An 18,624-nucleotide genomic window follows, 5' to 3' on the forward strand; every position below is an offset into this window, starting at 1 on the left:
CATGCTAACCACTCAGACCGCTGAGGGCGAGGGTCTCGCAGCGACTCTCCCGATGTCGGGGTCCGAGGCCAGGAGGATATTCACCCACCGTGACCGCGGGTCCGCGTCGACGAGCAGCGCCTTGAGCAGCAGGGTCGCAGGCAGGGCCAGCAGGGCTCCGAGCCAGCCGAGCACCCACACCCAGAACAGCAGCGAGAGGAAGGAGATCAGCGGTGTCACTCCGACCGATTCGCCGGTGAACTTCGGCTGGATGATCGCCTGGATGACGAAGTTGAGAACGCTGTAGGCGATGACCACCCAGAGCGCGGCCTGCCATCCGCTGTCAACGAGGGCGAGCAGCGCGGGCGGGACGAGGCCGATGACGAATCCGATGTTCGGAATGTAGTTCGTCAGGAAAGCGAGCACGCCCCACACCCAGATGAGCGGCACATCGATGATGGCCAGGGCGATGACGTCGAGGAACGCGACGATGAGGCCGAAGATCGTCGCCACCACCCAGTAGCGTCGCACACCGCCGGCGAAATCGCCGAGGGAGGCCGACAGGGACGGCTTGACGTCGAGGAGCATCCGCATCCGCTTGTCGATGCCCATCGAATCCATCGCTACGAAGAACACAGCCATGATGACGGTGGTCAGCAGACCGGCGACCGATGACGCGTTCGACAGCAGAGGATAGATGGCGTCGAGGACCGAGCGGACGTCGAAGGCCTTGAGCTGTTCCTGGATCACCGAGGACGTCACCCCGATGTCCGAGAGCATCGCCAGCGTGCTCTGATAGGTGGCCGCGAGCTGGTTGCTGTAGCTGGGGATGAGGATGACGAGCTCGGCCACGGACCAGGCTGTGAGCCCGAAGAACGCGAAGATCATGCACAGCACGAGGACGACCGAGATGCAGGCGCCGATCGCGCGCGGGATCTTCAGTCTGGTGAGAATCCTCTGCACGGGGTAGACGACGATGTAGAAGTTCAGCGCCAGGAACACAGGGGCCACGATGTCCTGGAGCCCGCGGAAGAACGACAGCGCATAGGCAAGTCCCGCGATCGTCAAGGCGATCATGAGAGCACGCGCGGGTGAGCGCGAGAACCAGGGCCGCGCCTCGGCTTCCGCTCCGGCTGAGACAGAGGTGACAGAGTCCCCCGCCGAGGCGGGCCCGCCGGACCCGTCCCACGCCGAGGCGGTCCCACTGGCCCCGTCCCCCGCTGGTGCCGAGTGCACGGAGGTCGGTTCAGCCCCCGTCGAATGCGCGGACCCGACTGTCGCCGAGGCCGAATCCGGCCGCGGGTCCGAACTCGAGGACGGAGCAGGCGCGGCAGGGCGGGCATGCTCGCCGGACGTGCCGACGGCGTCGTCGACGCCCGTGCCCTCTGGCTGCTCGTCCTCGTTCATTCAGCGCCTCCGCCGCTTCTCTCGAATGCGCATCGACACCTCGATCGGCGTGCCCTTGAAACCGAAGGTCTCACGCAGACGTCGAGTGATGAACCGACGGTAGCCGGGATCGAGGAAGCCGGTCGTGAACAGCACGAACTTCGGCGGACGCGACTGCGCCTGGGTGCCGAAGAGGATGCGAGGCTGCTTGCCGCCGCGCACGGGATGCGGATTGGCCGCGACCAGCTCGCCGAGGAACGCGTTGAGCCGACCCGTGGGAATGCGGGTGTCCCAGCCCTCGAGTGCCGTCTCCATCGCGGGCACGAGCTTCTCGGCGTGCCGACCGGTCTTCGCGGAGATGTTCACCCGCGGCGCCCAGGCCACATGCGAGAGGTCCCTCTCGATCTCTCTCTCGAGGTAGTAGCGGCGTTCGTCGTCGAGGAGGTCCCACTTGTTGAACGCGAGCACCACGGCTCGACCGGCCTCGGCGGCCGTGGTCACGATGCGCACATCCTGTTCGCTCAGGGGTTCCTGGACCTCGAGGAGGACGACGGCCACCTCGGCGCGCTCGAGCGCGGTCTGGGTGCGCAGCGCGGCGTAGAAGTCCGCGCCGCTGGCCTGATGTGCACGCCGCCGGATTCCTGCGGTGTCGACGAAGCGCCACTGCTTGCCGCCGAGCTCGATGAGTTCGTCGACGGGGTCACGAGTGGTGCCGGCGACATTGTCCACAAGCACACGGTCGGTGCCCAGGAGCTGGTTGAGCAGGGAGGACTTGCCGACGTTCGGCCGCCCCACGAGAGCCACACGGCGCGGCCCGCCCTCTTCGATGCGGGTGTCGACGGCGGAGACCTCCGGCAGGACGGTGAGGACCTCGTCGAGCAGGTCGGCCACTCCGCGCCCGTGCAGGGCCGAGACCGTCCACGGCTGCCCCATGCCCAGGCCCCAGAGTTCGGCGGCCATGAGCTCGCCGCGTTCGTCATCGACCTTGTTCGCCGCGAGGATGACGGGCTTCTTCTTCCTCCGCAGCATCTGCACGATCATCTCATCGGTCGAAGTCGGCCCGGTGGTCGCATCGACGACGAGCACGACGGCATCGGCCATGTCCACAGCGATCTCCGACTGGATCGCGATCCGCGAGGCCATGCCCTTCGAATCCGAATCCCAGCCGCCGGTGTCGACGAGGGTGAATGCCTTCGTGTTCCACTCCGCCCGGTAGCTCACCCGGTCACGGGTGACGCCGGGAACATCCTCGACGACGGCCTCGCGACGGCCGAGGATCCGGTTGACCAGCGTCGACTTGCCGACGTTCGGGCGTCCGACGACGGCGAGCACGGGGGCGGCCCCGAGCACGTCCTCTTCCTCGACCTCGAAGCCGTGAACCCTCAGCAGGGCACGGTCCTCGTCCTCGAGCTCGTAGCTCTCGAGCCCGGCCTCGAGTGCGGTCGCCCGCTGTTCGGCCTCCTCGTCGCTGATGCTCTCGACCCGGTCGACCAGGTCCTCATCGGGTGTTTCGTGGAATTCGGATTCGCTCATTGTGAGTCCTTCACCAGCTGCAGCACCGTCTCGACCACCTGGTCGAAGTCGATGTCGCTGGTATCGAGTGTGTACACTCCGTCGGCGGCCTCTGTGAAGCTCGTCGTGGCGGAGTCCTTCGCGTCACGGCCGGTGACCAGGTCTTCGGTGGCGGCGATCGCCTCGGCCTCGGTGTTTCCGTGCACTTCCTTCGCACGGCGGGCCACCCGCACCTCGTCACGGGCGGTCATGAGGATGCGCACCTCGGCGTCGGGTGCCACCACGGTCGTGATGTCCCGGCCCTCGACGACGATGCCCTCGGGTGCGGCGGCGATGTATTCGCGCTGCATCTCGATGAGCTCCTCGCGGGCGTCGACGACGCCGGAGACCGTCTGCACATTCGCCGACACGTCCGTGCCACGGATCTCCTCGGTGACGTCGATGTCGTCGACGGAGACGAAGAACTCGTCGGGGCTCAGCGAGATCTCGAGATCGGCCCCGCGCACCTGCTCGAGGACGTCGACGGGATCGGTGACCCCGCGGTTGAGGCACAGCCACGCCATTGCGCGATACATCGCACCGGTGTCGAGGTACTGGTATCCCATCCGACGCGCCACCTCCTTGGCGGTGCTCGACTTCCCCACTCCGGATGGTCCGTCAATGGCTACGACGCTCATGCAGTTCCTTCTTTCTCGATGGCGGATTCGGGGATCTGCCATCCCTTCGACAGCAATCCGATCTCCAGCTCCTGCTGGATGGCCGGAACCACGGACACGTCGACCATGCCGAGCTTCCGACCGGAGGCGTGATCCATGCGGAAGTCCTCGACATTGACGCCGAGGTCGCCGATGTCCTTGAACAGCCGGGCCAGGGTCCCGGGCGTGTCCGGAACCAGGATCGTGACAACAGCATAGGTGGTGGGCGGCTGCCCGTGCTTGCCGGGAATCCGGTCGTGTCCCTCATTGCCCAGAGCGATCGCCTTCGCGAGCAGCCCGGTCGAACCGGGACCGAGTTCGAGCGCGCCGATGACCTCGTCGAGTTCGCTCCGCAGATCCACGAGCACGGACCGGACCTCTTCGGCGTTCCCGGACAGTATCTGCGTCCACAGGCCCGGGTCGCTGGCGGCGATGCGCGTGACATCGCGCAGCCCCTGTCCGGCCAGGGCGATCTCCTCCAACGGTGCGTGCCGCAGCTGGGAGGCCACCAGAGAGGCGACGACTTGCGGCACGTGTGAGACCTTCGCGACCGCGGCATCATGGATGCGCGGATCGAGGTGCAGCACCGAGGCACCCGTGTCCTCGGCCATGGCGATGACCTCGCCGAGGCGGTCGGACGGTGTGTCCGCATCCGAGCAGATCACCCACGGCCGGGCCGTGAAGAGATCGGACTGCGCGGCGATGGCGCCGGACTTCTCCCGGCCGGCCATCGGATGGCAGCCGATGTAGCGATCGAGCTGGGCATGCGTGACGAGCGCCGTCACCGACTCGAGGAGACGGGTCTTGACGCTGGCGACGTCCGTGACCGTCGCGTCCGGGTAGGTCTCGAGCGCCGAGGCGATGACGCGTGCCGCGACATCGGGCGGGGTCGCGACGACGACGATGTCCGGGTCGGCGGCGGAGCCGGCGGACGCAGATGCGTCAGCGTCGGCCTGGGCGAGCACCCGTCCGGCGCCGAGGTCGGCGGCGAGCTGCTGAGCGGTCGGCGAGGCGTCCTCGAGGGTCACCTGATGGCCCTTCTCGCTCAGCGCCAGCCCCAAGCTGGCACCGAGCAGGCCGGTGCCGATGATGTGGACTCTCACAACCCGACGGCCTCGAAGAGGGCACCGACCTCATCGGAGCGCAGCGGGCGGATCTTACCCTGCTTCTGCTCGTCGAGCACGATCGGTCCGAACCTCAAGCGCACGAGCCGCTCCACCGGATGGCCGATCTCGGCGAGGAGTCGGCGCACGATCCGGTTGCGGCCCGAGTGCAGGGTGAGTTCGACGACGGACTTGCCCGGCGTCGAGTCGACGAGCCTGAAGTCGTCGACCTTGACGAAGCCGTCCTCGAGGTCGATGCCGGCCTTGAGGATCGCGCCGGCGTCCTTGGCCAGCTGCCCCTTGACCTTCGCGAGGTAGGTCTTCGGGATCTCGTAGCGCGGATGGGCCAGGCGGTTGCTCAGCTCTCCGTCGTTGGTCAGCAGGATGAGCCCCTCGGTCTCGGTGTCGAGACGACCGACGTGGAAGAGGCGCTCGTTGTTGTTGCGCACGTAGTCGGCCAGGCAGGGGCGCCCCTCGGGGTCGCTCATCGTCGACACGACACCGGCCGGCTTGTTGAGCACGAGGTAGACCTTCTTGGTCTGTGTCGAAATTCTCACCGTATCGACATGCACGGACTGCGTCTCGGGGTCGATCCGGGTGCCCAGCTCGGTCACGACGGAGCCGTCGACCTCGACGCGCCCGTCGACGATGAGCTGCTCGCACGCCCGACGTGAGCCCAGGCCCGCCTCGGCGAGCACCTTCTGCAGCCGCACACCACCGCTGACATGGGCATCCGATGTCTGGCCGGTCCCCGAAGCAGGCTTCCGGGAGGCCTTGGAATTCGTTGCTGCGCGCTGTTTTCGACTCGGTCGGTTCTGGCGCCCGCCGGGCGCACGGGGATCACGGTAGGGACTCATACTTCCATTCTCTCAAATCAATCGGCTGCTCGTGACATCTCGACGCTCTCATCGGCGATATCGTCCGAGCCGATCTCGGCGAGCACCTCGGTGTCTTCCGAGCCGAGTTCGGCGACGTCGGCGTCCTCGGGCAGGTAGGGGGCGATGTCCGGCAGATCGTCGATCGAATTCATCCCCATGGTGTCGAGGAACTCACGCGTCGTCGCATAGAGCAGCGCCGAGGTCGACGCCTCCTTCCCCGCTTCGACGATGAGTCCGCGCAGCAGCAGGGTCCGGATCACCCCGTCGACGCTGACGCCGCGGATCGCGGCGATGCGCGGTCGTGAGATCGGCTGCCGGTAGGCGATGACGGCCAGCGTCTCGAGCGCCGCCTGGGACAGCTTCGTGCTCTGATCTGCGGTGAGGAAGTCCTTGACGACGTCGTGGTAGTCGCCGCGGGAGAAGATGCGGAAGCCGCCGGCGACGTGGCGGATCTCGAACCCGCGCTGCCGACGGTCCTCGTCGCCGTCATAGTCGGCCTTGAGCACGGCGATGGCTTCGAGCACTGTGTCCTCGTCGAGGCCGAGCGAGGCGGCGAGCTCCCCGGCGCCGACGGCCGCATCGGTGATCATGAGCACGGCCTCGATGCCGGCGAGGATCTCGTCGTCGATCATTCGTCCTCTTCCAAATCGTTTGCGGAGTCCTCGTCCTCATCGGCTCCCGTATCCCCTGCGGAGCCCTCGTGCGCTGATTCCGTGCCGGCGCCGGCCTCGTCCTCGTCGGCGCTCCAGGCGCCTTCGGTGCGCAGGTCGACGCCGTCCTCGCTCATCTCGGTGCGGTGGATGAGGAGGCGTCCGAGCGGTTCGGGCTGATCGAAGTCGCACAGCCCGACCTTGAACAGCTCCAGCAGGGCGAGGAAGCGGGCGACGACGACCAGAGTGTTCTCGGCCGTGTCCATGAGATCGGCGAAGTCGACCTCGCCGCCGCGCAGCAGCGACAGGATGTGTCCGCGCTGCTCGGACACGCTGACCAGCGGCAGATGGATGTGGTCGACGGCCACGCTCGGCGGGGTGTGGTCGCGTTGGAGCACGGTGGCGAAGATGCCGGCCAACTCCCCGGGGCCGATGTTCAGCTGCAGCGGAGGCAGCACGTCCTGGAACTCGGCCTCGAGGCCGACGTCGCGGGGCGCCCGGATCGATCCGGCGGCCATCGCCTCGGCGAGGTAGCCGGACACGGACTTGTACGCCTTGTACTGGAGAAGTCGGGCGAAGAGGAGGTCCCTGGCCTCGAGCAGTTCGAGGTCGAGCACCTCCTCGCCCTCTTCGTGCGGGAGCAGACGCGCGGTCTTGAGGTCGAGCAGCGTGGCCGCGACGAGGAGGAACTGCGAGATCTCGGCGAGGCTCGCCTTGTCCTTGAGCTCGGCGGTGTAGGCGATGAACTCGTCGGTCACCTCGGCCAGCGCGATCTCGGTGACGTCGAGCCGGCGTTTCGAGATCAGCCCGAGCAGCAGGTCGAAGGGGCCGGAGAAGTTCTCCAGCTCCACCTGGAATCCCTGCGCGGCCTCATGCACTGCGGCGTCGTTCAGGGTGCGCCTCCGCGGGCGATGAGCTCCCGGGCCAGACGCCGGTAGGCCTCCGAACCCGCGTGCTTGGGCGCGAAGCTCGTGATCGGCTCGGCGGCCACGGAGGCGTCGGGGAACTTCACGGTGCGGTTGATGACGGTCTCGAAGACCTTGTCGCCGAAGGCCTCGGTGACACGCGACATGACTTCCTTCGAGTGCAGGGTCCGCGAGTCGAACATCGTCGCGAGGATCCCGTCGATCTCGAGCGAGGGGTTGAGCCGATCCTGGACCTTCTCGATGGTCTCGACGAGCAGGGCGACACCGCGGAGAGCGAAGAACTCGGTTTCGAGCGGGATGACGACCCCGTGGGCCGCGGTGAGCGCATTGACGGTGAGCAGGCCGAGCGAGGGCTGGCAGTCGATGAGGATGACATCGTATTCGTCGGCGACCTTCGCCAGCGCTCGGGCCAGCACCTGCTCGCGGGCGACCTCCCCGACGAGCTGGACCTCGGCGGCGGAGAGGTCGATGTTCGCGGGCAGGATGTCGATGTCCTCGAAGTCCGTGCCGACGATCACCTCGTGCGGGTCCAACCGCGGGTTCATCAGCAGATTGTAGACGCTGATGTCGAGGTCATAGGGGTTGAGACCGAGCCCTACGGACAGGGCGCCCTGCGGATCGAAGTCGACGAGCAGCATCTTGCGTCCGTAAGCGGCCAGAGCGGCGCCGAGGTTGATCGACGAGGTCGTCTTCCCGACTCCGCCCTTCTGGTTGACCATGGCGATGATGCGGGCGGGCCCGTGCGAACTCAAGGGGGCCGGCTCCGGGAAATCCTGGGGCTCGGATGCTGCGGACCTCTGCTGGGGAATATCCAACGCCTCTTGCGTATTCATCACTCGGATGGCCACCTTTCGTTGCTCTTCGTCCAACCCTACCGCGCCCGGGGGTGCGAGGTCGCGTACACTTCCCGCAGTGTCTCCTCGGTGACCTTCGTGTAGATCTGCGTCGTCGTCACCGAGGCATGCCCGAGCAGCTCCTGGACGACGCGGATGTCCGCCCCGCCCTCGAGCAGATGCGTGGCGAAGGAGTGGCGGAAGGTGTGCGGCGACACTTCGACCTCGAGTCCGGCGTGTTCGCCCGCGGTCTTGACGATCTGCCAGGCGCTCTGCCGCGACAGGCGAGTCCCCCGGGCGTTGAGGAACAGCGCTCCCGCCGGCGAACTCGTCTTCGCCTTCGCCGCCATCGTCGGCCTCACTCGCGACACCCAGCTGCCCAGGGCGCGTGCCGCATGGGAGCCGAAGGGCACGATCCTCTCCTTGCCCCCCTTGCCGTAGACACGGACGAGTCCGGAGTCGAGGTCGAGGTCGTCGAGATCGACCCCGACGGCCTCGGAGATGCGTGCGCCCGTGGCGTAGAGGAGTTCGAGGAGGGCCGCGGCCCGGATCTGCACGGGTTCCTCACCGGCCGCGGTCGCCAGCATCGCCTCGATCTCCTCGAGCGAGAGCGCCTTGGGCAGCCGCAGTCCTTCCTGCGGCGGGCTGACCTCGGAGGCCGGGTCGGTGGGGGCGAGGTTCTCGGCGAAGGCGAAGGTGTGGAAACGACGCACCGCCACGAGCGCGCGGGCCCGGGTCCGCGGAGCGAGGCCGGTGTCGAGCAGATGCAGTCCGTAGTCCTCGACCCGTCCCCGATCCACCTCGCCGAGGCGGCCGATCCCCTCACCGTGCAGCCAGGTCCCGTAGCGGGCGAGGTCACGGGCGTACGCATCGATGGAGTTCCGTGACAGGCCGCGTTCGAAGCGCAGGGAGTTGAGATAGGACTCGAAGCCGCGCCGCAGCCCCTCGGGCAGCTCATCGGGCAGGAGTTCGGCCCCGTGCCGAGCCATGGCCCTCAGTCCTCGTCGGTGATGACTTCGGCCCCGCGGCCGAAATCGGCGCGGCCGTCGACGAGGCGGCGCGGCGCTTCGACAGATCGCAGGCTCACGGGGCTGCCCTCGGCCTCGGCGCGGAGCACGCGCGAGACCTGGAGGATCGCCAGCTGGGCGATCGCGTTCGTGATCCGCCCCGTCACGACGGCGTCGAGCGCCTCGTCGATGTCGACCCAGCGGAAGCGGAGCCCGGCTTCCTCCTCGCTGCGCTCGTGCCGCTCGGCCTCGGGGACGAGACTGATGTCCCGGGCGAGGAAGAGGCGCATCGTCTCGCTGCTGCCGCCGGGGGTCAGGCAGGAGTCGCTGAGGACCTCCCACTTCTTCGCGGTCAGATCGGCCTCCTCGACGAGCTCCCGCTTGGCCGCGTCGAACGGATCCTCACCGGTCACATCGAGCAGCCCCGCGGGCACCTCCCACAGGCGGGCCCGGACCGGGTGCCGGTACTGCTGGATGAGCAGGATCCGCTGCTGCTCGTCGACCACGGCCACGCCCACGGCGCCGGTGTGCGCCATCATGTCGCGAACGAGTCCGGGGGCCTCCGGCAGGTCGAAGGTCTCCCGGCGGACGTCCCAGACCGCACCGCGGTAGACGAGTTCGGACGCGGTGATGTTCGGGGTGTAGGTCTCGTCCTTCAGTGTGCTCATCGGCTGCCTCCCGGTGCTTCGACGGTGGTGGGAAAGGCGATGCCGCCGGCGCTCTCGCCGACGGCATCGCCAGGATGGTCCGGGTCCTCGAACTGCTGCCGAGTCTCCCGTGCCATGGTGTGGTCTCTCAGTCTCTCACTGATGCGCCCGGTCGCTCACTGGCGTTCCAGTGCCGCGGCCACCAGCCCCGCGAACAGCGGGTGCGGACGAGTCGGGCGCGATTTGAGTTCGGGGTGAGCCTGCGTCGAGACGTAGAACGGGTGCGTGGCCGCCGGCAGCTCGACGAATTCGACGAGCTCGCCGTTGGGCGAGGTGCCCGAGAACTCGAGCCCCGCCTCGGCGAGCTGTTCGCGGTACGTGTTGTTGACCTCGTAGCGGTGGCGGTGGCGTTCATTGATCGTGTTCGAGCCGTAGACGCCGGCGACGACGCTGCCTTCGGCCAGCTTCGCCTCGTAGGTGCCCAGGCGCATGGTGCCGCCCAGGTCGCCCTCGCCCTCGACGATGGACAGCTGCTCGGCCATCGTCGCGATGACCGGGACCGCGGTCTCCGGGTCGAACTCGGAGGACGAGGCCGCCTCGATGCCGACGACGTTGCGCGCGTATTCGATGACCATGCACTGCAGGCCCAGGCACAAGCCCAGAGTCGGAATCTGGTGGGTGCGCGTGTACTCGAGCGCGCCGAGCTTGCCCTCGATGCCGCGGATGCCGAAGCCGCCGGGCACGCAGACCGCGTCGAGTCCGGACAGGGCGTTCTCCGCGCCCTCGGGGGTGCGGCAGTCGTCGGAGGCGATCCAGTGGATCTTCACCTTCGCGTCGTTGGCGAAGCCGCCGTGGCGCAGGGCCTCGGTCACCGACAGGTAGGCGTCGGGCAGGTCGATGTACTTGCCGACGATGCCGATCGCGACATCGCGGGCGGGATTGTGCACCCGTTCGAGCACCCAGTCCCACTTCGTCCAGTCGACGTCGCGGAAGGGCAGGTTGAGGCTGCGGATGACGAACACGTCGAGGCCGCCGTCGTGGAGGACCTTCGGGATGTCGTAGATGCTCGGAGCATCGACGCAGGAGACGACGGCGTCGGTCTCGACATCGCAGGCACCGGCGATCTTCGACCGGATCGAGTCCGGAAGTTCGCGGTCGGAGCGCAGCACGATCGCATCGGGCTGGATGCCGATCGAGCGCAGCGTCGCCACCGAGTGCTGGGTCGGCTTCGTCTTCAGCTCTCCGGAGGGCCCGAGGTAGGGCACGAGGGAGACGTGGATGAAGAACACATTGTCCCGACCGATGTCATGGCGGACCTGACGGGCCGCTTCGAGGAAGGGCTGGGATTCGATGTCGCCGACGGTGCCGCCGATCTCGGTGATGATGACATCGGGACGCTCGGCCTCGGGGCGTTCGGCCTGCGCACGCATCCGCGCCTTGATCTCGTCGGTGATGTGCGGGATGACCTGCACGGTGTCGCCGAGATAGGCTCCGCGGCGCTCCTTCGCGATGACCGAGGAGTAGATCTGTCCGGTCGTGACATTCGCGGCGCCGTCGAGGTCGTTGTCGAGGAAGCGCTCGTAGTGGCCGATGTCGAGGTCGGTCTCGGCACCGTCCTCGGTGACGAAGACCTCACCGTGCTGGAAGGGATTCATCGTGCCGGGATCCACATTGAGGTAGGGATCCAGCTTCTGCATGGCCACCGTGAGTCCGCGCTGAGTGAGCAGGTGGCCGAGGCTCGAGGCCGTCAGTCCCTTGCCCAACGAAGAGGCGACGCCTCCCGTGACGAAGATGTGCTTTGCCGTATGTGTGCCACCAGGGCCAGTTCGATTCACCACGGGATTTGATTCTATCAAAGTCCGGTTCACGAATCCGAGACCGCGTCGACCTCGGCGTACAGATCGAGCAGCGTTTCGGAGATCGCGGCACCGTTGCTGACGTCGATGACCCGCTTCTTCGCCGCCACAGCGGAGGTTCCGCGTCCCGTCGGATCGTCGAGAAGATGATTGATCTCACGCAGCAGCCCGTCGGTGTCGTCTGCCTCGACGCTCTGCGCGGCCTCGCCCCAGATGCCTGCGCGGCGTCCGCTGCCGATGAACACGGCCGGCTTCGACAGCTGCATGAGGTCCTCGTGGCTCAGTCCGGTCATCGTCTCGCTGGCGATGACGACGTCCGCTGCCGCGGCGACGTCGACGAGGTCACCGGCCGGAGCGACGATGACGCCGCGGTCGGCGAATTCGCGAGCGACAGTCGAACGGTCCTTGCCGGTGCCGGTGAGCACGGTGACGACCCGTCGGCCGGGACGCTTGCGGTTGATCTGGTCGGCGGCGTCGAGCACGGTCGCCAGCGCCGTGTGGTCGCGCAGGGCGATGGGGCTGGCGACCAGCCAGGTGCCTTCCGAGATGCCGAGTTCGCGTCGGACTTCCGCCCGCGGGGTGCGCACGGTGAGGTCGACGTCGATGTCCGGGTGGACGAGTTCGGCGCGTTCGACGACCGGGACCTTGCCGCTGAAGTAGTCGACGACGGGTTCGGTGGTTCCCAGCACGGCGGTGGCCGTGCGTCCGACGATGTCGGCACCGGTCTTCTCGATGACGTTCGCGGAGTCGAAGGACTCGACCGTGGCCACGACCTTCGGATGCAGGCGGGCGGGCAGACCGGTGAAGGCGAGTCCGGCGAGCGTCGCCGCGTGGAGTCCGTGCGCGTGGACGATGTCGACGTGCTGGTAGTACTTGTGAAGGGTGAAGGCGGTGTTCGGATCGGCCATGCTGAAGCGTCTGCGAGCGGCGAGTTCGATCTCGCGGAATTCGCCGGCCAGCTCCTCGGGAACACCGAACGTGCCCAGCAGCGACCGGTGTGCGGCGACGGCGACCTTGAAGCCCGCGCGGAGGTGACCGAGCACGGCGAGCTTCGCCACTTCGACGACCGGACCTGTGGTTTCGGCGAGCACGTGCAGAATCCTCGTGTCTGCGCTCAGTGGGTTGACCTCGCCGGATTCGCTCATTTCCTCATCCTCTTCTTTCGATCGACGCTGCTTCTAGCCTACCTGGGCTCATAGGAGTTCCGTGTAAAGGCTCACGAGTTTGTCGGCCACTTCCCTCTCATCGGGAAGCTCGGCTCCCCGGCTCCGAGCGCGGGCGCCCAATTCGGCCCTGCGAGCGGGATCGACGGCGAGCTCGGCGACCGCCTCGGCCAGCGCCCGATCATCGTCATCGGCCACGAGGATGCCCGCGTCGGCAACGAGTTCGGCGCTGCCGCCGGTGGCGGTGGCGACGATCGCCTTGCCGGCCATCAGCGCCTCCTGGAGCACGAGTGCCCGGGCCTCCCACACGCTGGTGAGGACATAGATGTCAGCGGCGGCGGCGAGTTCGGCGATGTCGTCGCGGGCGCCGAGGAAGTGCAGCGGGGGAACCGCCGAGGCGGCCCTGAGCTGATCGTACTGGGCGCGGACGTCGGCGAGCACCCCTTCGTCGGCGGCACCGGCGATGAGGACGACGAGCGCAGGGTCGTCTGTGTCCCCGTCCGAGTCCTCAGCGGGGCTGTGTCCGACTCCCGGTTCCTCGCCGAGGCGGCCGAGTGCGCGCACGAGCATCGGATAGTTCTTCTGCCGCGCCACGCGGCCGACGGCGAGCACGATGACCGCTCCTTCGGAGAAGGAGTATTCGGCGGCCAGGCGGGCACGTGCGGTGCCGGCCGCCTCGGCGCTGATCTGCTCGACCTTCGGGGCCGCGGCGGGCAGGAAGCGCGCATCGCTCGCACCGAGTTCTCGGGCCCGTTCGACGAGGTCGGTGCTGGCACCGAGCACGAGGTCGGCCCCGCGGGCGAGCATCGTCTCCACCTGGGTCTCGACTTTCGCCCGCAGCCCGTGCCCGCTGGCCTGGTTGTGGAGGCTGAGGACGAACCGCGGCCGGGCCCGCAGTGTGCGCAGGGTGAGCAGGGTGATGAGTCCGGCGCGGAATCCGTGGGCGTGGACGATCTCGGCATCGAAGCTGCGCAGCAGGGCGCGTTGGCGCCTGACCAGCGCCGCATCGCCGACGCCGAGGCCGGCGCCCAGCTCGAGGGCGGCGAAGCGGACCCCGGGCAGCCGGGAGAAGCCGAAGTGCTCATCGGTGGCGGCGGGGCCGATGACGCCGACCTCGTGACCGGCGGCGGCCATATCGCGGGCCAGCGCGCGCACATGGGTGCCGACTCCCCCGGTCGAGGTTCCGAGTGCGTAGACGATTCTCATGACTCATCCTCACTGTCAGCTCGTGTGGTTTCGGACGAAGTGCGTTCGGTGCGGTCGGCGAGCAGTCGGCGGATCTCGCCGAGGAAGCCGCGGTCGGCGACGAGGACGATGACGGCGAAGACGACGCAGCCCAGCAGGGCCGCGGCGATGCCGGCGATCACGCCCGAGCTCGCAGTGTTGTCGAGCACTCCCCCGATCCATTGGGAGGTCACGATGCCCGCGGTACCGGCGACGACGGCGGCTCCCACAGCCAGCAGTCCGCGGCGACCGACGAAGGCGAGTCCGGTGGGCCCGAGCACGCGGCGGATGGACACGAGCAGGAATCCGCCGGCCACGCTCATGCCCAGCGCGTAGCCGACGCAGATGGCGACCAGGGTCAGCCCGGGATCCCCGTCGGCATTCGTCGCCAGGATGGCGACGATCATGCCGACGATGACGAGGATCCACCCCGTCGTCGTCGCCGCGGCCGAATGGCGGGAGCGTTCGAGAGCGTAGAACACGCGGGTGCCCCAGGCGACGAACGACCAGCCGGGCACGGCCAGGGCCATGACCATGATCGCCCGCCCCATCGAGTCGAAGGGCACGTCGGCGACGTCTTTGGCGGCGTCGATGGCGGTGAAGAAGGTCTGCAGGGGCCCGGCCGCGGACAGCAGGATGACGGCGCCGAGCCCGCCGATGGTGAGGATGAGCGCGGTCGTCGTCGAGGTCAGCGCGCGCAGGCGCACCGCTGCCTCGGCACGTTCGGCCTCACTCGACTCGGGGGCTCTGCTCCGGCCCGCCCAGGTCGACAGGGACGGGAACATCACGGTCGCCACCGGCACGGCGAGCACCGCATAGGGCAGGAGGTAGACGGCGTTGATGTAGCTGAAGAGGACGAAGGTGCCTTTGCCGCCCGAGTGGTTCGACAGCGTCAGGGTTGCGAGCACGGCCGCCTGCTGAGCCAGCAGCGCCGCCATTCCCGCTCCTGCCAGGCGCAGCACACGGTGGGCGACTCCGGGTGGGAAGGCGAAGGTGGGGCGCAGCCGCAGACCGGTCGAGCGCATCGGCAGCGCCAAGGGCAGGGCCAGTGCCGCCACGCCGAGCGTGGTGCCCCAGCCGAGCCATCCGAGGTGGGTCTGCCAGCTGTCGTCGGTGCCGCCGACGAGGCTGTAGGCGATATAGCTGCCGATGACGACGAGGCTCGACAGCAGCGGGGTGAAGGCCGGCCAGAGGAACTTCCGGTGCGCCTGGAGCACACCGGTGAGCACGGCGCCGATGCCGTAGAGGACGAGCTGCGGGGCGAACATCAGCAGGAACTGCGCGGTCGCCTGGACCTCGGCGGATTCAGGGGTCTTCGCGTCGACCAGCAGGTTCGCGATCTCAGGGGCGAAGGCGGCGAGGATGATCGACAGCGGCAGGGTGACCGAGACGGCCCACGTCAGCAGCGCCGAGGCGATGCGACCGGCCGTCTCCCGGTCCGCGCGGGCCAGTGGGATCGCGAGCAGCGGGATGACGGCTCCGGCCAGGGCACCGCCGGCGACGACCTCGAAGAGGATGTTCGGCACCTGGTTCGCGCTCTGGTAGGCGGTGCCGACGGTGCCGGCGCCGACGGTCGGTGAGAACACCAACCAGCGGAGGAATCCGACCAGTCGGGTGAAGAGGGTGATGATCGAGACGAGCAGCGCCGTGGAGGCGAAGACTCGAACGAGCTTGCTCACACGTCCTCGCGGCCGAAGGAGTCGATCTCGCGCAGGCCCGGGGTCGCTTCGATGACGGAGGTGAAGGACACCTTCTCGCTGGCCAGGGTGAGTCCGACGAGGACGGCGAGGATGATGCGGCGCCCGGCGGGGTCGGCGGTCTCGGCCAGGATCGTGCCGATGACCGCTCCGAGTGCGTTCGCCCCCGTATCGCCGAGCATGACCTCCCCGGCCAGGTCGTCGGGCCAGGCGGCTGCCGAGGCCCCGGCGATCGCGGTGGCGGGGGCCCAGGACACACCGTGGACGTGGTCGGCGAAGGCCACGGTGAGCAGCCCGGCCTTGAGCGTCCGGCCGGGACGGAGGTCGAGGAGGTTGAACAGGTTCGCCGATCCGGCGATGACTCCCCCGGTGACGACGATGTCGCAGGCCTTCGCCGCCCAGGAGATCCACTCGTCTGGTCGGGCGCAGCCGAAGAGCCCGGTTCTCCGCGAGCCGGTGCGCAGGATCGCGGCAGCGGCGATCGAGGCCAGCGGGATCCCGGCGACCTTGATCGCCCCCGTCGTGATCTCGCCGCGGGCCAAAGCGCTGAGGTGTCCGCGCAGGCCCTTCGAGGTTCCCGATTCGCAGAAGTCGTCGACGGCGCCGAGGCCGCCGGCCGCGCCGGTGGCCAGCAGGGTGGCCGCGCGCTGGCGGGGGTCGTCGATGAGCAGGCCGCCGGCCAGCAGGCCCGCGGTCACGGCCGGGCCTTCGATCAATGAGACCTCGCGGCCGGCATGGTTGGTGCGCACGACGCTGTCGTGGGTGCGCAGCCGGGATCGCAGCACGGCCTTCGTCGCGGCGAAGCCGGCGAGCCCGGCCACGGCGGAGCTGACGATGGATCGGATCATTGCGCGTCGCCCTTCTTCGTCTCGGAGGTCTTGGCGGGCAGGATTCCCTCGGCATCCTCGGCGAATCCGAAGTGTCCGTGCTTGCCCTCCTCACCGGCGGCCAACGCCCGCACCGCGATGACGGGACCGGCTCCGAGGCCGAGTCCGTCGACGGTGCTGGCCCGGGACTTCTCGGTCCGCAGCACGTTGACGAGTCCGTTCTGGGCCGATCCGGCGTCGCCGGCGACGACCACCGAGGCGGCTTCGGCGGTCAGCGCGGTGACGAAGTCGGTGACCAGGGTGCGGGTGGCCTTGTCGTCGCTCGCCTCGGGGCTGGGCTCCGTCTCCTCGGCCAGGGTCGAGTTCTCGTCGTCGATGACGATGAACAGCGAGGTCGTCTTGTGGTCGGTATCGGTGCGCAGGCGGTCGGCTTCGACGAAGGCGTCGTAGAGCTTCGGCGACTTCTTCTCCGCGGCCTTGCTGTCGTCGGCGTCCTCGAGCATCGAGGCGTTGCCGGTCAGGGCGATGACGAGCGCCGCGCGGATCGCGGTCGAATCGTCCTGCGGCAGGGCCGGCACGATGGTCCGCAGCTGTTCGAGGAAGTCGGCGGAGTTCTCGAGACTGAGCGTGTTCGGCACGAAGGACACGTCGCCGGCGATGGTTCCGTCGGCTTCCTTGACCCGGTTGCTGACCTCTTCGACCTGTTCGGGGTCGGCCTCGGGGCCGGCGATGATGCTCACCGCCTGGTCCTTGAGCGCACCTTTGATGAGTTCGGGGGCCGCGGCGGTGACGAATTCGTTCTGCTTGTCGATGTTGCCCTTGGCCGCGTCGAGGTTCGAGCGCAGATTGTCGCGGTCGGAGCGCAGCGCGTCGACCTGGCTCTGCAGGGACTCGCCGATCGGCTCCTTGAGCGGTCCCGCACCGAGGACGATGCCCACCGCGAGGGCGAGGAACACCGAGACGAGGGAGACGAGGTGGTATCGGAAATCAATCACTGGTCAGTCCTTGGATGAAGCCGACGGATTGCGGCGTGGTCGCGGGATCGGGTCCGAAGAGGGAGCCGACCCAGCCGAAGAACCCGTCGAGTTGGGCGCCGATGAGGCCGAGGAAGGTCTGTCCGGCCGAGGTCGCGGCCAGGGCGACGCCGAGGGCGACGAGACCGGCGACGATGAGCACGGCCAGCTGCAGGCTGGAGATGCGCTGCCGGTAGAGCAGGGACACGCCCTTGGCGTCGATGAGCTTCGACCCCACGCGCAGCCGGGTGATGAACGTCGAGGCCATGCCCTTGCGTCCCTTGTCGAGGAACTCCATGACGGTGTCATGGGTGCCGACGGCCACGATGAGTTCGGCTCCCTTGTCGTCGGCGAGCAGCATGGCGATGTCCTCGCTGGTGCCGGAGGCGGCGAAGGCGACACAGTCGACGCCGAGGGACTTCACGCGCTCGGTGCCCGGGGCGTTGCCGTCGCGGTAGGCGTGGACGACGATCTCGGCTCCGGAGGTCAGGGCGGTGTCGGACACGGAGTCCATGTCGCCGACGATCATATCGGGACGGTAGCCGGCCTCGATGATGGCGTCGGCGCCTCCGTCGACGCCGATGAGCAGCGGCCGGTATTCGCGGATGTAGGAGGACAGCATCGCCAGGTCCTCCTTGTAGTGGTAGCCGCGGACGACGATGAGGACGTGCCGGTCGGTGAAGCTCGTCTTCACCTCGGGCACGACGAGTTCGGCCGAGAGCAGGTCGGAGTCCTTGCGGATGTATTCGATCGTGTTGTCGATGAAGTCCACGAGCACGGAGTTCATTCCGGCCTCGGCCGCGTGCATGTCCTCGGCGATGGTCTCCTGCGTCTGCAGCACACCTGCGGCGATCTCGGTGTCGTCGAGGAGGACGGCGTCGCCGTCGGTGCTGATCTCGTCGTGTTCGTCCACGGCGTCGAAGATCTCGGGTCCGACGGCGTCGATGAGGGGGATGCCGGCGTCGACGATGATGCCCGGTCCGAGGTTCGGGTAGCGGCCGGAGATCGATTTGTCGGCGTTGATCACCGCGGCCGGGCGGCAGGCGACGAGGGCTTCGGCGGAGATGCGGTCGATGTCGGAGTGTTTGATGACCGCGATATCGCCTGCTTGGAGGCGTTTGGTGAGGTCTTTCGTGCGTCGGTCCAGCCGGGCAGGAGCCGGACCGGACCGGGTGGGTGCGGCGGGGTTCTCGCGGTGTCTGCGCACGTTCATGGTTCGCCCATCATC

General features: G+C 68.2%; 17 protein-coding genes. All 17 read right to left on the minus strand.

Annotation, left to right across the window (positions count from 1 at the left end; translation table 11 throughout):
- Nucleotides 1–12 precede the first annotated feature (12 nt).
- The 17 genes from IHE57_RS09240 to steA all read right to left on the minus strand — a co-directional run bounded on the left by IHE57_RS09240 (nucleotide 13) and on the right by steA (nucleotide 18,609).
- Nucleotides 13–1,386: an AI-2E family transporter gene (locus IHE57_RS09240; protein WP_253720102.1), complete on the minus strand. Its 1,374-nt coding sequence runs from the start codon at nucleotides 1,384–1,386 to the stop codon at nucleotides 13–15.
- Nucleotides 1,387–2,898, minus strand: coding sequence for a ribosome biogenesis GTPase Der (gene der / locus IHE57_RS09245; RefSeq protein ID WP_209324653.1), 1,512 nt, complete (start codon nucleotides 2,896–2,898; stop codon nucleotides 1,387–1,389).
- Nucleotides 2,895–3,554 carry a (d)CMP kinase gene (cmk, locus tag IHE57_RS09250; RefSeq protein WP_209324652.1) on the minus strand — a complete coding sequence of 220 codons (660 nt, stop codon included), beginning with the start codon at nucleotides 3,552–3,554 and terminating at the stop codon, nucleotides 2,895–2,897. The genes der and cmk overlap by 4 nt, the downstream gene beginning before the upstream one ends.
- Complete coding sequence (locus tag IHE57_RS09255) at nucleotides 3,551–4,675, minus strand: prephenate dehydrogenase (protein WP_209324651.1); 1,125 nt, start codon at nucleotides 4,673–4,675, stop codon at nucleotides 3,551–3,553. Before IHE57_RS09255 ends, cmk begins: the two co-directional genes overlap by 4 nt.
- On the minus strand, nucleotides 4,672–5,532 hold the full coding sequence (locus IHE57_RS09260; protein WP_209372621.1) for a pseudouridine synthase: 861 nt from the start codon (nucleotides 5,530–5,532) through the stop codon (nucleotides 4,672–4,674). The genes IHE57_RS09255 and IHE57_RS09260 overlap by 4 nt, the downstream gene beginning before the upstream one ends.
- Before the next feature lie 17 nt (nucleotides 5,533–5,549).
- Nucleotides 5,550–6,185 carry an SMC-Scp complex subunit ScpB gene (gene scpB, locus IHE57_RS09265; RefSeq protein ID WP_209324649.1) on the minus strand — a complete coding sequence of 212 codons (636 nt, stop codon included), beginning with the start codon at nucleotides 6,183–6,185 and terminating at the stop codon, nucleotides 5,550–5,552.
- Nucleotides 6,182–7,081 carry a segregation and condensation protein A gene (locus IHE57_RS09270; protein WP_209372623.1) on the minus strand — a complete coding sequence of 300 codons (900 nt, stop codon included), beginning with the start codon at nucleotides 7,079–7,081 and terminating at the stop codon, nucleotides 6,182–6,184. Before IHE57_RS09270 ends, scpB begins: the two co-directional genes overlap by 4 nt.
- An 11-nt stretch (nucleotides 7,082–7,092) precedes the next feature.
- Nucleotides 7,093–7,962 (minus strand): ParA family protein, encoded by an 870-nt coding sequence (locus IHE57_RS09275; protein WP_209324910.1) that lies wholly within the window; start codon nucleotides 7,960–7,962, stop codon nucleotides 7,093–7,095.
- 38 nt (nucleotides 7,963–8,000) lie between these two features.
- Nucleotides 8,001–8,951 carry a site-specific tyrosine recombinase XerD gene (gene xerD, locus IHE57_RS09280; RefSeq protein ID WP_209372625.1) on the minus strand — a complete coding sequence of 317 codons (951 nt, stop codon included), beginning with the start codon at nucleotides 8,949–8,951 and terminating at the stop codon, nucleotides 8,001–8,003.
- 5 nt (nucleotides 8,952–8,956) lie between these two features.
- Nucleotides 8,957–9,637 (minus strand): NUDIX domain-containing protein, encoded by a 681-nt coding sequence (locus tag IHE57_RS09285; protein ID WP_209372628.1) that lies wholly within the window; start codon nucleotides 9,635–9,637, stop codon nucleotides 8,957–8,959.
- Nucleotides 9,638–9,792: 155 nt separating this feature from the next.
- A complete protein-coding gene (gene pyrG, locus IHE57_RS09290; RefSeq protein ID WP_209372636.1) occupies nucleotides 9,793–11,454 on the minus strand; it encodes a CTP synthase in 1,662 nt (553 codons plus the stop codon).
- Between the two features lie 26 nt (nucleotides 11,455–11,480).
- Nucleotides 11,481–12,617, minus strand: coding sequence for a glycosyltransferase family protein (locus IHE57_RS09295; RefSeq protein ID WP_209372639.1), 1,137 nt, complete (start codon nucleotides 12,615–12,617; stop codon nucleotides 11,481–11,483).
- Between the two features lie 48 nt (nucleotides 12,618–12,665).
- The gene (locus IHE57_RS09300) at nucleotides 12,666–13,841 is read right to left on the minus strand and encodes a glycosyltransferase family 4 protein (RefSeq protein ID WP_209372641.1); all 1,176 of its coding nucleotides are present in this window, start codon (nucleotides 13,839–13,841) and stop codon (nucleotides 12,666–12,668) included.
- On the minus strand, nucleotides 13,838–15,538 hold the full coding sequence (gene murJ / locus IHE57_RS09305; protein WP_209372643.1) for a murein biosynthesis integral membrane protein MurJ: 1,701 nt from the start codon (nucleotides 15,536–15,538) through the stop codon (nucleotides 13,838–13,840). The genes IHE57_RS09300 and murJ overlap by 4 nt, the downstream gene beginning before the upstream one ends.
- A complete protein-coding gene (locus IHE57_RS09310; protein ID WP_209372644.1) occupies nucleotides 15,535–16,404 on the minus strand; it encodes a hypothetical protein in 870 nt (289 codons plus the stop codon). The genes murJ and IHE57_RS09310 overlap by 4 nt, the downstream gene beginning before the upstream one ends.
- Nucleotides 16,401–17,378, minus strand: coding sequence for a copper transporter (locus IHE57_RS09315; RefSeq protein ID WP_209324641.1), 978 nt, complete (start codon nucleotides 17,376–17,378; stop codon nucleotides 16,401–16,403). Before IHE57_RS09315 ends, IHE57_RS09310 begins: the two co-directional genes overlap by 4 nt.
- The gene (gene steA / locus IHE57_RS09320) at nucleotides 17,371–18,609 is read right to left on the minus strand and encodes a putative cytokinetic ring protein SteA (RefSeq protein WP_209372646.1); all 1,239 of its coding nucleotides are present in this window, start codon (nucleotides 18,607–18,609) and stop codon (nucleotides 17,371–17,373) included. The genes IHE57_RS09315 and steA overlap by 8 nt, the downstream gene beginning before the upstream one ends.
- Between the last annotated feature and the right edge of the window lie 15 nt (nucleotides 18,610–18,624).

Origin of the sequence: Brevibacterium renqingii, from assembly GCF_017808105.1 — a bacterium.
Taxonomy (GTDB): Bacteria; Actinomycetota; Actinomycetes; order Actinomycetales; family Brevibacteriaceae; genus Brevibacterium; species Brevibacterium renqingii.

Excerpts from the sequence above, each read along its gene's own strand:
- IHE57_RS09240 (WP_253720102.1), bottom strand. The coding sequence starts at position 1,386 with ATGAACGAGGACGAGCAGCCAGAGGGCACGGGCGTCGACGACGCCGTC.
- der (WP_209324653.1), bottom strand. The coding sequence starts at position 2,898 with ATGAGCGAATCCGAATTCCACGAAACACCCGATGAGGACCTGGTCGAC.
- cmk (WP_209324652.1), bottom strand. The coding sequence starts at position 3,554 with ATGAGCGTCGTAGCCATTGACGGACCATCCGGAGTGGGGAAGTCGAGC.
- IHE57_RS09260 (WP_209372621.1), bottom strand. The coding sequence starts at position 5,532 with ATGAGTCCCTACCGTGATCCCCGTGCGCCCGGCGGGCGCCAGAACCGA.
- scpB (WP_209324649.1), bottom strand. The coding sequence starts at position 6,185 with ATGATCGACGACGAGATCCTCGCCGGCATCGAGGCCGTGCTCATGATC.
- IHE57_RS09275 (WP_209324910.1), bottom strand. The coding sequence starts at position 7,962 with ATGAATACGCAAGAGGCGTTGGATATTCCCCAGCAGAGGTCCGCAGCA.
- xerD (WP_209372625.1), bottom strand. The coding sequence starts at position 8,951 with ATGGCTCGGCACGGGGCCGAACTCCTGCCCGATGAGCTGCCCGAGGGG.
- IHE57_RS09285 (WP_209372628.1), bottom strand. The coding sequence starts at position 9,637 with ATGAGCACACTGAAGGACGAGACCTACACCCCGAACATCACCGCGTCC.
- IHE57_RS09295 (WP_209372639.1), bottom strand. The coding sequence starts at position 12,617 with ATGAGCGAATCCGGCGAGGTCAACCCACTGAGCGCAGACACGAGGATT.
- IHE57_RS09300 (WP_209372641.1), bottom strand. The coding sequence starts at position 13,841 with ATGAGAATCGTCTACGCACTCGGAACCTCGACCGGGGGAGTCGGCACC.
- IHE57_RS09310 (WP_209372644.1), bottom strand. The coding sequence starts at position 16,404 with ATGATCCGATCCATCGTCAGCTCCGCCGTGGCCGGGCTCGCCGGCTTC.
- steA (WP_209372646.1), bottom strand. The coding sequence starts at position 18,609 with ATGAACGTGCGCAGACACCGCGAGAACCCCGCCGCACCCACCCGGTCC.